Genomic DNA, 12,470 nt, shown 5'->3' on the forward strand with positions numbered 1-12,470 from the left:
CCGCTAATCTTTTATGGTTTTTCCAAGGATAATAAGGCTTCTTTTTTCGGCATCAAGTTCAGCGATATTTTTGAGATTTCCCCACAATTCAAAACCAAATTTCTCGAATAATGTCAAACTTGGAAGGTTATGAGAAAAGATGAAAGCCAGAAGATTTTCGATCCCCAAACCCGGACATTTTTCTATGGATAATTCCAGAATCTGTTTACCAAAACCTTTGTCACGGAATTTTTCATCGATATAAATACTGATTTCAGCGGTTTTCTGATAAGCCGGTCTTCCGTAGAAATCCTGGAAACTGACCCAGCCAATCGTGTTTTTTTGATAATCTTCTACTACCCAAAGCGGACGAAATCTTGAATTATGCTGATGAAACCAGTTGAGTTTGCTCTCTACAGAAACAGGTTCCAGATCAGCCGTAACCAAGCGTGATGCGACCGTAGAATTGTAAATTTCCACAATCTTCGGAAGGTCAACTAAAGTCGCATCACGAAAAGTCATTTTTTTATGTGTTGATTTGTTAATTTGTTGATTTGCTAAATCGTAAAGATAAAAAACGATTCTACAAATCAACAACTCTAGGATTTAACTAATTGAGTTGAATGCTTGTTCCAGATCAGCAATCAAATCTTCTGCATCTTCGATTCCTACGCTAAGTCTTACCAAATCATCCGTAATTCCGAGAACCGCTCTTTTATCCTCAGGGATTGAAGCGTGTGTCATCATTGCAGGAAGATTTGCCAACGATTCTACGCCGCCCAAAGATTCTGCCAAAGTGAAAACTTTTACATTTTCCAGGAATCTGACTGCATCTTCTTTTTTTCCGGATTTGAAAGTGAAAGAAACCATTCCGCCAAATTCCGTCATTTGTCTTGTTGCTAAATCGTATTGCGGATGAGATGATAATCCCGGATAGAAAATCTTATCAACTAAAGTGTGATTCTCAAGATATTTAGCAATCTCGAAACCGTTGTCCGAATGTCTTTGCATCCTCAATGCCAAAGTTTTGATACCTCTCAACACCAGATAAGAATCGTGAGGACCCAAAATCCCGCCACTCGCAAACTGGATGAAATGTAATTTTTCGCCTAATTCCGCATCTTTTGCAATCAAAGCGCCGGCAATCACATCAGAATGTCCGCCTAAATATTTAGTTGCAGAATGCATCACAATATCAGCTCCCAAATCCAAAGGTTTCTGAATATAAGGAGTTGCAAATGTGTTATCAACCGCTACCAAAATACCTCTGTCTTTCACAGCATCAGCAACCATTTTGATGTCCACCAGTTTCATCAATGGATTAGTTGGTGTTTCAAGCCATATAAGTTTGGTTTTATTGGTAATAACATTCTCCAACTCTTCAACATTATCAAAACCAATGAATGTAAATTTCAACTGATATTTTTCGAATAATCTGGTGAACATTCTGTAAGAACCGCCATAAAGATCGTCCACAGCTATTACTTCATCGCCAGGACTAAGCAATTTCAAAACACAATCAATCGCAGCCAAACCAGAACCGAAAGCTAAACCTCTCGCTCCGTTTTCGATGCTTGCCAAAGAATCTTCCAACGCCTGTCTTGTAGGATTTGCGCCTCTTGAATATTCGTAGCCGGAAAGCAATTGTCCCGGGCTTTTTTGTGCAAATGTTGATGTTAAAAATACAGGAACATTTACCGCTCCGGTTGCTGGTTCGTGGTGTTGCCCACCATGTATCACTTTTGTATTGAATTTCATATTTTTTAATTTTGTTAAAAGTTAAAAGTAAGACGTCAGATGGAAAAGCTTCTGACTTCTCACTTTTTACATATTACCGTTATCACATTTTAATAGCCGACTTCACAGCAAATTCTTCTGCAATTTCACCGATCCAATCTGCCACATCGTCCTCACTTGTAGCTCTTTGGTAAGTATGTCCTAAAGAAACAAAAATCTGGTGGAAAAATCTCTTCATTTCGTCCACAGGCATATCCTTTGTCCACAGGTCGATTCTAAGCGCTTCCATAGCTTTGCTGTCCCAAACGGAGATCATTGCTGCTTTAGTTTCCTGTCTCTTGATACCACCATCTTCGGCTTTCCAAAACATTTTCTCCGGAACGTGATTATCGTCCAGTTCTACGTCTATAACTATTTTTGATTTTTTCATTGATGTTATTCTTAATATTATATTCTTTATTGAACACAAAGTCCGTTAAGATTTTATTGATAAGTTTCACAAATGCGTCAAAGTTTAATTAAGATTTTTAATTCTTAAACTCAAAACGCTTTTACTGACCAACCCTATTTCGGTCTATATTCTGAGCTGTTGAAAATTTCTGTGGCATTTTTTTTCAAAAAGACCTGAAGTTTTTCTTCCGGATGAGCTTTCAAATAATGTTTACAGATTTGCCAACCTGTCCATATGGCAATCTGCGGCGAACTTTCACGATCTACTTCTGTATAGAACTTTGAAAATGGGCCAGGCGTGATGAAACGTTCTGCCAGATTTGGATCTGGGCTGAACAACAAATCGTTTTCCACAAAATAATTCCAGATATTCGCTTCGTTGGCAACAGCCCATTGGTATTGCTCTTTGGTATAATTTATTTTCAGATAATCGGAAACTTTTGGTAAAAAAGCATCCTGAAGAATCTGAATTTTACCCTGATAGATCATTTGATCCAGGAATTTTTGCTGATCCATCTGCGCAGGAACGAGTATGGCTGCAAAAAAAGCAGAAATCTTCGGAACCAGATTATCGGGATTCATTGATTTCTGAACATAAAAGTCAAGCCCTTTATAATTCTTATTGCCATCTCCCATAAAACCTGTAACATCCACGAAAAGCATATTTTCATCTTCTCTCAGAAATATCGGATCGGTAATACTCTGCGGATCGACAACGGATGAATACAAATAAATATGAGGCGGAACGAACTTTGGAAAATAATTTTTGATGTGTGAAAAAAGATCGACTAAATCCTTGTTCAGTTTTATTTTATCAATCCCGGAAATCGCTTCTTTATAAACACGGACTTCCATCGTATCTTTCCTTCTTTCACCATACTCAGAATCGGGAACTGAACCCTGAAACCAAGGATATTTTCCTTTGAAATCGTCCAAACTTACTGAAGGATTATAGAATTCGCCTGACAAATCTGTGACGTTTACATTCTTAAAAGGATTTTTAATTTCGACGTTCCATTGGTTTGTATTTTCCTTTTTGCAAGCTGATAAACTGGAAACAATTATGGCAGAAAAAGAGATATATCGGAAAAACTTCATTATTTTTACATTAAGATTCTCGAAAAGCAAAAATACAACTTAATAGATGAAGCTACCAATATTTACAGAAAGATTAATTTTAAGAAAACTGAAAGAAGATGATGTTGATAACATTTTCCTATTGGACAGCAATCCTGAGGTGATGAAATATGTTGGAGTCCCACCTTTAACTCACAAAGAAGAATCCGCAAAAATGCTTGAGAACATCATCAATCAATACGAAAAAAACGGAACAGCTAGACTGGCTGTCATAGAAAAAGAAAGCAATCGATTTATCGGCTGGAGCGGAATCAAACTATTAACGGATGAAGTCAACGGCTTCAAAAATATTTATGAATTAGGCTACAGGTTTCTTCCCGAATTCTGGGGAAAAGGTTATGCTACAGAAGCTGCCTTGGCATCTTTAGATTTAGGATTTAATCAATTGAATGCTGAAAAAATCTATGCTTATGCCGATATTAATAATCAATCTTCTAATCATATTCTTACAAAATTAGGTTTTGAAAACAAAGGAACTTTTATTGACGAAGGCGACAATTGTTATTGGTACGAATTAGAAAAAAATAATAGAAAATAAGAATAATGCAGACACAAAAAGTAATCGATCATATTGTCAACTGGTTAAAGAATTATGCAATAAAAGCCAACTCAAAAGGTTTTGTAGTAGGCGTTTCCGGAGGAATTGATTCTGCTGTGGTTTCTACCTTAGCAGCAAAAACAGGTTTGAAAACATTGGTTTTAGAGATGCCGATTCGTCAAAAAGCCGATCAGGTAGACAGAGCGCAGGATCACATTGATTTTTTGAAAACCAACTTTCCGAATGTAGAGGGTTTCCGTGTTGATCTGACGCCGACTTTTGAAAGTTTCGAAAAAACAACGGAAGGTTATCAAGATAATTCACTTAATAAAAATCTGGCTGAAGCCAATACAAGATCAAGACTGAGAATGGTAACGCTTTACTATTATGGACAGATCAATGGACTTTTAGTCACCGGAACCGGAAATAAAGTTGAAGATTTTGGCGTCGGATTTTTCACAAAATATGGTGACGGCGGTGTTGATATCTCCCCGATTGCTGACCTTTATAAAACGCAGGTGTATGAAATTGCTAAGGAATTAGGAATTCTGGAAAGCATCCAGATCGCAAAACCAACGGACGGACTTTGGGAAGTGGAAAGAACGGATGAAGACCAAATCGGCGCAACATATCCGGAATTGGAATGGGCAATGGAACAGCAGGCAGCCGGAAGAACCGAAGCTGATTTCGAAGGCAGGCAAAAAGAAGTGATGACTATCTACTTGAGATTTAACCGAGCAACTCAGCATAAGATGAATCCGATTCCAGTTTGTGAGATTCCGCAAGAATTGAAATAATTTTTAAAATAACAAACAGTTTCTTTACGCAGATCAAGCCGATTTGTCAAATCAGCGAGAAATTCCAAATCACATCAATCAAAATTATATGAAAAACAAAATTCTACTTTCTGCTTTTTGCCTTTTTGCCCTAATATCTTCTTTTCATTCTCAGGAAACTAAAACTGAAGAAATATCGGTTTCCGCACCTGCGGAAGTTGTTGACAGACTAAACATACCAGGACCTGTAAACTTCAATGATAATGAATATTTTCTTGTATGGAGCAAACAAAATTCTGTTACCTGGGCGCAGCAACAATACATCATGAAAGATGATGACTTCAGCAATTACAAAGAGCTGATCAATATCTCTTACTTTGATAAAGAAATTGACATGGAAACAGCCGTACAGCAAAAAGCCGATTATGCGGAAAAGCTGAAGGAAAAAGCTCAGGATAAGTATTCTTTTGTTGGCGTGACCGAAAGTCCTGACGGAAAAGAAATGATTGTGGATTATCTGATTACCGTGACTCCTAAGGAAGGCGAATCCTTTGCCGAATACAACATTGACAGGTTCAAAAGTTTTGATCTTAATGGTAAAAAATCATTTTTAATATTTTCTTATTCGAAACGGATTGCCGGCGATTTGAAATACGCAGCAAAAGCCTTATCAAAAGAGAGAAACAGGCTGATGGAAGCTACTATCAAAACAGCGATTCCACCTGTCACCTACAAACCTACCGAGGTTGACAAAAAGAAGAAATAACCTTATCAGAACCCCGATTTTCTGATGCCAGAAATTACATAATGACCAACGACGAATTTTATATCAAACGCTGCATAGAGCTTGCCGAAAAAGCTTTGGGAAAAACTTATCCCAATCCTCTGGTCGGATCAGTGATTGTTCACAATGAAAGAATCATCGGCGAAGGTTTTCACAAAAAATCCGGCGAACCACATGCCGAAATCAATGCTATCAATTCCATAAAAAAAGAAGATCAAGATCTGATTCCGGAATCTACAATTTATGTTTCATTAGAACCTTGTTCCCATTTTGGGAAGACACCGCCCTGTGCGCTCAAAATAAAAGAACTTGGCTTTAAAAAAGTCGTAATCGGAGCGATGGATAGTCACGATAAAGTCAATGGAAAGGGCAAGAAAATAATTACCGATGCAGGAATTGAAGCCGTTTCCGGAATTCTGGAAGATCAATGCAGACAGCTTAACAAGCGGTTTTTTACCTATCACGAAAAAAAGAGGCCTTTCATTATTCTGAAATGGGCACAATCTTCAGATGCTTTTATGGATAAAGATTTCAAACCTTATCAGATCAGCAATGCCTTATCCAAGCAATTTGTCCATCAGCTGAGAAGCGAGGAACATGCTATTTTGGTTGGAAAAAATACAGCACTTCATGACAATCCAAATTTGACGGTAAGAGAAATAGAGGGACGGAATCCGATCAGGATTCTAATTGACTTCAATCTGGAAGTTCCTGATGATGCTCATATTTATAATAATGACGCAGAAACGATTATTTTAAATTCAATCAAAACTTCGGAAAATAGAAATCTGAAATTCATTAAAACAGACCGGGAAAATTCTATAAATCATCTTCTTGGAAGATTATACGAACTGCAGATTCAGTCTGTGATCATCGAAGGCGGAAGATTTACATTGCAGCAATTCATCGATCAAAATCTTTGGGATGAAGCTATCATTTTCAAAAATCCATCCCTCATTCTGGAAAACGGAACCAAAGCTCCGGAATTCAATTTCAATTATCAGAAAACAGGATATCTGAGAGATACTGAAGTTTCATTTTACCGTAACGAAAGTCTTGACTAATATCAGAATTACAGCTCAGAAAAAATCCGTAAATTCGCATCTTTAAATTGATTTTCATTCTATGAAAAATCTGAACGCACCTGTAAAAGGTTTGATTTTTTCTTTGCTGGCAATGGGATTTGCTTTTGCTGTTTACTTTTTGTTTTTAGCAAAACCGAATTATTATTTGGTGGACAATCCTACACCAGAGACTTATTATTTCAAAATTAATAATGGCGAAGAAAAGATATTGTCTGCAGGGCAATATCTGAAGGTTGATCTTAACAAAGGAAAAAACAATATCAAAGTTTTTGATCAGAATAAGCAAATGCTTTACGATTCTGCTTTTACAGTAGATAAGGTACGCGGTCTATTAAACATTACACATGATGATTATTATATCAACAATCAGTATTACGGCTACGGACTGAACAAAGATTCGTTGATGGCGACAAAAACAGGTCTCGAGATTGATAAAAAACTTTATCTGGGCGACGTAAAAAAAATGAACAAGCTATATTCTGAGGATTTTTATTATAACCTGGATGAAGAGTATGACCGTGTCATTAAAAATGTAGCAAAAGTGGAAAGCAGATCCAAGATTTTCAGAAAACAGGATTTCATTAATTATTACAAAAATTATTATAAATTCTAATCCTGATTTATATTATTATATTAACTCACCAAAAATAAAACATTGGAACACAACAAAGTAACACCATATAATTCCGAATACAGCAAAAAGAGCCAGGTCGAAGATATGTTCGATAATATTGCTCCGAAATATGATCTTCTGAATCACGTCTTATCCATGAAGATCGATGTGCTCTGGAGAAACAAACTGGTAAATATGCTGAAGCAGGACAAACCGGGATTGGTTTTGGATGTAGCTACAGGAACAGGAGATCTGGCAATAACAGTGCAGAAAGGAACCAATGCAAGCGTGATTGGTCTTGACCTTTCCCAGCAAATGCTGAATGTCGGAATCGAAAAAATAAGGAAACAAAACCTAGACTCGAAAATCATAATGCAGAAAGGTGATGCCGAACAACTTCCTTTCGAAGACAATAAATTTGATGGCGTTACCGTTGCATTTGGAGTAAGGAATTTTGAAAATCTGGAAAAAGGACTTTCAGAACTTCGGAGAGTTGTGAAAGAAGACAAAAGTATTTATATATTAGAGTTTTCTAAAGTTGAAGGATTTTTAGGACCTTTTTATATGTTTTATTTCAAGAACATTCTTCCGGCTATCGGACGTTTGGTATCTAAAGACAACAGAGCATATACATATCTCCCTGATTCTGTAAATGCTTTTCCGTTCGGAGAAAAGATGAAATCAATTCTTCTGAAAACAGGTTTCAAAAAGGTAGAATACAAAAAACTGAGTTTAGGAATAGCCACTATTTATAAAGCTACAAAATAGAATGAAGCATCGATTTATCAAGATTTTATCATTATACGTAATACTTCTGGGGAGCAACCTTCAGTCGCAGACCTTTAATAATCTTTTCAGAACCCGGGACAGACAGGATAATCTTGAAGATTTTGATCTGCAGAAGTTCAGCTGGGGTTTTTATCTCGCAGGCAACAATTTTGACTACAAAATGGTTCTGAATCCCACTTACGGAATGGATGGCAACAAAAATCTTGTAGAATCCAAATCCACATATAGTTTCGGAGCTGGTCTGATTGGAAAAATGAGACTGAATGAATTTCTTGATCTCAGAATTGAACCGGGTTTGCATTTCGTACAAAGAGACCTGACCTTCAACACATACGATCATATAAACGATATCACCAACAACGGCTCGACATACAATCCACCTTTCACTCCGCTGGGAGAATTTACGGAAACCGATTCCAAAAAGATTGTAAAATCGACTTATGTAGATATCCCGATCTTGCTTGAGATCCACGGCGACCGTTGGTACAACTCACGTCCTTACGCAGCTGCAGGGGTCAATTATCTGATGAACCTCCAGTCTAATGAAACCTCTGAAGCTGACAACAGCGTGAACACTTTCCGTACAACAACCCACAATTTTGGATGGTCTGCAGAGATTGGCATTCAGTTTTATTTCAGCAAGTTTAAGCTGACACCGGCACTTCGCGGAACATTCTTTACGAATAACGAACTGGTTCAGGACAAAGCAACCACACCGCCTTACTGGACACCGGCGATCTCCGTAATGCAGACCAGAGCATTCATGTTCGTTCTGAAATTCGAATAAAAAACAACAGAGCTTTCCGAAGCTCTTTTTTTTTCTAAATTTTAATTTAATGAATAATACTATTATTTATTTAAAATAGTTCATAACTTTAAATCCTTATAAATCAAACAAAAACCAAATCATTTCCAGAAAAGAATGATAACCTGTTAATTCATCATTAATTTTTCTTATTTTTGTAAAAGTTAGAATTTAACTCTGGTTATGCTAAGTGAATTAGAAAATAATTTTTCTGTTTTGGAAAAAAAGATTCTCAGTCTTTACAAAAAGTACAGGAACCTTTCGGAAAAACATGCAGAATTATCTGATGAGCTACAACAGCTGAAGGAAGAATATGCAGAAGAAAAACGCAGAAACCAGATTTTAGTAGAAGAAAATAAAGAATTAAAGCTCTATTCAGCAATATCGGGAAATGCAGAACACAACCGTCTGATGAAGAATCATATCAACAGACTGGTAAAAGAAATTGACATGTGTGTTTCCGAACTACAAAACACCGGTTTATAAGATGGATTTCAGAAGAATAACAATCAATATTGCCGGGAGAAACTATCCGCTGAATGTGCCTGCTGCTGAAGAAGAAACCCTTCGAAAGGTGGGAAAACAGATAGAAAGCATGATCAAGGACTTTGAAGCCAGCTTCGATGTAAGAGACAAACAGGATGCTCTTGCGATGTGTGCTTTGAAATTAGGGACTAATGCAGAAGTATATTCTTTAAACAACGAGAAAAATATTAAAAATACAAACGAGCGTATCCATAAGATCAATACGCTCCTGGAACAGCTGGAAAAGTAGTTTCCCGGTTACAAGTTGCCTACAATAGTTCTAACACAAAGAAGTAAACTCAACAATTAAAAATTACCGGACGAAAGTTCATTTGATGGCGTGCTGCCTTGCGCAGATTACAGAAAATGAAAATAAGTTCAAATCGTGTTTTTATGGAGTTTACTCTATAACTGAACTGTTGTAGGTTTTTTTATGCATTTTTTCTAAAAGTAAAATGTATAATGTATTAAGGTTAAAATTGAAAAGTCATTGTACCTATAACACTGTACTTTTTCACAAAATAAAGAGAGACAATTAAACTCAATATATATAAAAATTATGGACACAATTACCATTATTATCGGTGTTGTAGCACTTCTAATCGGAGCTTTAGCCGGTCTTTTCTTCGGGAAAAGTGCTATCAATTCCAAGTCAAAATACATGATAGAAGATGCGAAGAAAAGCGCTGAAAACATTATAGAAAAAGCCAATGTACAAGCCGAGGCTGTGAAAAAAGAAAAGCATCTGCAGGCTAAAGAAAAATTTCTGGAACTGAAATCCCAGCATGATGCAGATATCCAGTCGAGAGAACGAAAAATGCAGGAAGCCGAAAAACGGACAAAAGATAAAGAAAACAAGCTGAATGACGAGCTTTCCAAAGCAGGAAAATTAGAAAAAGACCTTGAAAAACAAGTCGCGGACTATAACAAAAAGCTCGAGATTCTTCAGAAAAAACAGCATGATCTGGATGTTGCAACAGCTCAGAAAGTAGAAATGCTAGAGAAGATCTCCAACTATTCTGCAGAAGAGGCGAAAAATGAACTTGTAGAATCGTTGAAAGCGGAAGCTAAGACCAAAGCGTCCGCTCATGTCCAGAGCATCATGGAAGAAGCACAGCTGAATGCTAAGAATGAGGCTAGAAAAATCATCATCCAGACTATCCAGAGAATTGGGACAGAGCAGGCTGTAGAGAATTCGGTTTCTGTTTTTAATATTGAATCTGATGAGATCAAAGGTAGAATCATCGGGCGTGAAGGTAGAAACATCCGTGCGCTGGAAGCTGCCACTGGTGTAGAGATTATTGTAGATGATACACCGGAAGCGATTCTTCTTTCCTGTTTTGATCCTGTGAGAAGAGAGATCGCAAGATTATCGCTGCACAGATTGGTGACAGACGGCAGAATCCACCCGGCGAGAATCGAAGAAGTTGTAGAGAAAACAAGAAAACAGATCGAAGAAGAGATTATAGAAGTGGGTAAAAGAACCATTATTGATCTTGGAATCCATGGTTTACATCCGGAATTGGTGAAGGTTGTGGGTAGAATGAAATTCCGTTCTTCTTATGGGCAAAACCTATTACAACACTCAAGGGAGGTAGCGAATATTGCTGCTACAATGGCGGCGGAATTAGGGTTAAATGTAAAACTGGCTAAAAGAGCCGGGCTATTGCACGATATCGGGAAAGTCCCTGAGCAGGAATCTGAATTGCCACACGCACTTCTTGGTATGCAATGGGCTGAAAAATATGGTGAAAATGCCGAAGTTATCAACGCTATCGGTGCTCACCACGATGAGATAGAAATGACTTCTCTCCTGTCTCCGATCATCCAGGTTGCGGATGCAATATCTGGAGCGAGACCAGGTGCAAGAAGACAAGTTCTGGAATCTTACATCCAAAGACTGAAAGACCTGGAAGCGGCTGCTTTGAGTTTCGAAGGTGTTTCCAGTGCTTATGCCATCCAGGCGGGAAGAGAACTGAGAGTGATGGTAGAAAGCGGAAAAGTGAATGACGAGAATGCCTACCAATTGTCTTATGACATTTCTGAAAAGATCCAGAATGAATTGACTTATCCGGGGCAAGTAAGAGTTACTGTGATTCGGGAAACGAGAGCTGTGAATATCGCAAGATAATCCAGATTATAAAAATAAATATTAAAGGCTTCCAGATCTGGAAGCCTTTTGTTAGCAGAAATGTTATAACAATCGTGGGTAAATATCGGATTTATAGAAAATCAGAAAAATTTGTTTGGACAAGAAGCCGAATAATTTTGTCAATTATTTTGTCAACGTTATTAATTTACGTAATTGAATATTTAATTGTAGGAGAGCTTGGAGACACTTTACTTAATAAAATAATTGGATACTTAATGTGTCTTGCTATGTTTGCAGGTCTAATCAATAATTTATTTAAAGAACAACTTAAAGGAAAATTAGAAGGATTGATAATATTTGAAAATGATAATATTAAAATAGATCAAGAAACAATTTATTTGGACGAAAAAAGACTAATAAAATTTACTGGAGTTGATTATGTTGATATGCTCATTACTCACAATTTTCCGACGGATTATTTTCAAATGGTGTAAATAATCGAGTAACAATCATTTTTAATTCCGGAAAAGTTAAAACAACTTATTTTCAAAGAAATTATCAATCTGAAATGAGGAAAATAATTAAAGAATTAACTCATTATTACAATGAAAAGAAAATGATAAAAGAAAATTACTTAAATACTATTAACGAGATAATATTTTAGTAACACTTCTGCTAGCATAGTATTGGCAAAATGCGGGATTAAAATCTAAGTTGAACTACTCTACTTTTTTATCCACAAATATTTTCCAATTCCACATTTTTGTTTAACTGAGTTCCATTGAAAAAATATTGGCTACGGTTAGACTGAACTTGAACTTTCGTCCAAATTAAGCCCGCACTTCGCCAATACTTTTTCCGTTTTACTCTTCTATTACGTTATACAAAAAGAGTAGTTTCTTTTTTTATTTCAAAATAATTGGTCATTATTTTGAAAGTTGTTTTATTCATTTTCACATAAGCCTTGTTACTTTTTATATAAGCATTATTAATTTTAAAATAAGGTTAATTGATTTTGAATGTTATATTTCTTTTTAAGAAATATTAAGTCGTTTTTATATAGGTCGCTCCTACGGAGCTTTGTTGTTATTAAAGCTTTTCTTCTCTTAACAGTTTCCCGCTCTGTGGCTTTGCTTTTTAGTAAAAAACTACTGGGCTAT

The 12,470-nt window shown here is 36.5% G+C and carries 15 protein-coding genes; 11 read left to right on the plus strand and 4 right to left on the minus strand.

All coding sequences use genetic code 11. The features are described 5' to 3' along the window. Positions 1-3: 3 nt before the first annotated feature. The 4 genes from BUA97_RS02845 to gldB all read right to left on the minus strand — a co-directional run bounded on the left by BUA97_RS02845 (position 4) and on the right by gldB (position 3,264). Positions 4-501: a GNAT family N-acetyltransferase gene (locus BUA97_RS02845; RefSeq protein ID WP_072996341.1), complete on the minus strand. Its 498-nt coding sequence runs from the start codon at positions 499-501 to the stop codon at positions 4-6. A gap of 84 nt (positions 502-585) precedes the next feature. Then, positions 586-1,737 (minus strand): cystathionine gamma-synthase, encoded by a 1,152-nt coding sequence (locus BUA97_RS02850; RefSeq protein ID WP_072996342.1) that lies wholly within the window; start codon positions 1,735-1,737, stop codon positions 586-588. An 82-nt stretch (positions 1,738-1,819) separates the two neighbouring features. Then, positions 1,820-2,146 (minus strand): gliding motility protein GldC, encoded by a 327-nt coding sequence (gene gldC, locus BUA97_RS02855; RefSeq protein WP_072996343.1) that lies wholly within the window; start codon positions 2,144-2,146, stop codon positions 1,820-1,822. A gap of 134 nt (positions 2,147-2,280) precedes the next feature. After that, on the minus strand, positions 2,281-3,264 hold the full coding sequence (gene gldB / locus BUA97_RS02860; RefSeq protein WP_072996344.1) for a gliding motility lipoprotein GldB: 984 nt from the start codon (positions 3,262-3,264) through the stop codon (positions 2,281-2,283). Positions 3,265-3,310: 46 nt separating this feature from the next. Between gldB and BUA97_RS02865 the strand changes: the two genes are divergently transcribed. The 11 genes from BUA97_RS02865 to BUA97_RS02915 all read left to right on the plus strand — a co-directional run bounded on the left by BUA97_RS02865 (position 3,311) and on the right by BUA97_RS02915 (position 11,804). Next, complete coding sequence (locus BUA97_RS02865; RefSeq protein ID WP_072996345.1) at positions 3,311-3,841, plus strand: GNAT family N-acetyltransferase; 531 nt, start codon at positions 3,311-3,313, stop codon at positions 3,839-3,841. 5 nt (positions 3,842-3,846) lie between these two features. Continuing rightward, entirely contained in the window at positions 3,847-4,638 is a 792-nt protein-coding gene (gene nadE / locus BUA97_RS02870) for an NAD(+) synthase (RefSeq protein ID WP_072996346.1), read from the plus strand. A gap of 88 nt (positions 4,639-4,726) precedes the next feature. Next, on the plus strand, positions 4,727-5,383 hold the full coding sequence (locus BUA97_RS02875; RefSeq protein ID WP_139258207.1) for a hypothetical protein: 657 nt from the start codon (positions 4,727-4,729) through the stop codon (positions 5,381-5,383). A 41-nt stretch (positions 5,384-5,424) separates the two neighbouring features. Beyond that, positions 5,425-6,465, plus strand: a complete 1,041-nt coding sequence (ribD, locus tag BUA97_RS02880; protein WP_072996348.1) for a bifunctional diaminohydroxyphosphoribosylaminopyrimidine deaminase/5-amino-6-(5-phosphoribosylamino)uracil reductase RibD — start codon at positions 5,425-5,427, stop codon at positions 6,463-6,465. A 61-nt stretch (positions 6,466-6,526) separates the two neighbouring features. After that, positions 6,527-7,099, plus strand: a complete 573-nt coding sequence (locus BUA97_RS02885) for a hypothetical protein (RefSeq protein WP_072996349.1) — start codon at positions 6,527-6,529, stop codon at positions 7,097-7,099. A 42-nt stretch (positions 7,100-7,141) separates the two neighbouring features. Then, entirely contained in the window at positions 7,142-7,867 is a 726-nt protein-coding gene (gene ubiE, locus BUA97_RS02890; protein ID WP_072996350.1) for a bifunctional demethylmenaquinone methyltransferase/2-methoxy-6-polyprenyl-1,4-benzoquinol methylase UbiE, read from the plus strand. A gap of 1 nt (position 7,868) precedes the next feature. Then, positions 7,869-8,675 (plus strand): type IX secretion/gliding motility protein PorT/SprT, encoded by an 807-nt coding sequence (gene porT / locus BUA97_RS02895; protein WP_072996351.1) that lies wholly within the window; start codon positions 7,869-7,871, stop codon positions 8,673-8,675. A gap of 201 nt (positions 8,676-8,876) precedes the next feature. Continuing rightward, a complete protein-coding gene (locus BUA97_RS02900) occupies positions 8,877-9,179 on the plus strand; it encodes a hypothetical protein (protein ID WP_072996352.1) in 303 nt (100 codons plus the stop codon). 1 nt (position 9,180) lies between these two features. After that, positions 9,181-9,468: a cell division protein ZapA gene (locus BUA97_RS02905; RefSeq protein WP_072996353.1), complete on the plus strand. Its 288-nt coding sequence runs from the start codon at positions 9,181-9,183 to the stop codon at positions 9,466-9,468. 309 nt (positions 9,469-9,777) lie between these two features. Further along, complete coding sequence (gene rny, locus BUA97_RS02910) at positions 9,778-11,349, plus strand: ribonuclease Y (RefSeq protein WP_072996354.1); 1,572 nt, start codon at positions 9,778-9,780, stop codon at positions 11,347-11,349. A gap of 149 nt (positions 11,350-11,498) precedes the next feature. Next, positions 11,499-11,804: a hypothetical protein gene (locus BUA97_RS02915; RefSeq protein WP_139258209.1), complete on the plus strand. Its 306-nt coding sequence runs from the start codon at positions 11,499-11,501 to the stop codon at positions 11,802-11,804. Positions 11,805-12,470 lie beyond the last annotated feature (666 nt).

The organism is Epilithonimonas mollis (assembly GCF_900142325.1).
Taxonomy (GTDB): Bacteria; Bacteroidota; Bacteroidia; order Flavobacteriales; family Weeksellaceae; genus Epilithonimonas; species Epilithonimonas mollis.

Excerpts from the sequence above, each read along its gene's own strand:
- BUA97_RS02845 (WP_072996341.1), bottom strand. The coding sequence starts at position 501 with ATGACTTTTCGTGATGCGACTTTAGTTGACCTTCCGAAGATTGTGGAA.
- BUA97_RS02850 (WP_072996342.1), bottom strand. The coding sequence starts at position 1,737 with ATGAAATTCAATACAAAAGTGATACATGGTGGGCAACACCACGAACCA.
- gldC (WP_072996343.1), bottom strand. The coding sequence starts at position 2,146 with ATGAAAAAATCAAAAATAGTTATAGACGTAGAACTGGACGATAATCAC.
- gldB (WP_072996344.1), bottom strand. The coding sequence starts at position 3,264 with ATGAAGTTTTTCCGATATATCTCTTTTTCTGCCATAATTGTTTCCAGT.
- BUA97_RS02865 (WP_072996345.1), top strand. The coding sequence starts at position 3,311 with ATGAAGCTACCAATATTTACAGAAAGATTAATTTTAAGAAAACTGAAA.
- nadE (WP_072996346.1), top strand. The coding sequence starts at position 3,847 with ATGCAGACACAAAAAGTAATCGATCATATTGTCAACTGGTTAAAGAAT.
- BUA97_RS02875 (WP_139258207.1), top strand. The coding sequence starts at position 4,727 with ATGAAAAACAAAATTCTACTTTCTGCTTTTTGCCTTTTTGCCCTAATA.
- ribD (WP_072996348.1), top strand. The coding sequence starts at position 5,425 with ATGACCAACGACGAATTTTATATCAAACGCTGCATAGAGCTTGCCGAA.
- BUA97_RS02885 (WP_072996349.1), top strand. The coding sequence starts at position 6,527 with ATGAAAAATCTGAACGCACCTGTAAAAGGTTTGATTTTTTCTTTGCTG.
- porT (WP_072996351.1), top strand. The coding sequence starts at position 7,869 with ATGAAGCATCGATTTATCAAGATTTTATCATTATACGTAATACTTCTG.
- BUA97_RS02900 (WP_072996352.1), top strand. The coding sequence starts at position 8,877 with ATGCTAAGTGAATTAGAAAATAATTTTTCTGTTTTGGAAAAAAAGATT.
- BUA97_RS02905 (WP_072996353.1), top strand. The coding sequence starts at position 9,181 with ATGGATTTCAGAAGAATAACAATCAATATTGCCGGGAGAAACTATCCG.
- rny (WP_072996354.1), top strand. The coding sequence starts at position 9,778 with ATGGACACAATTACCATTATTATCGGTGTTGTAGCACTTCTAATCGGA.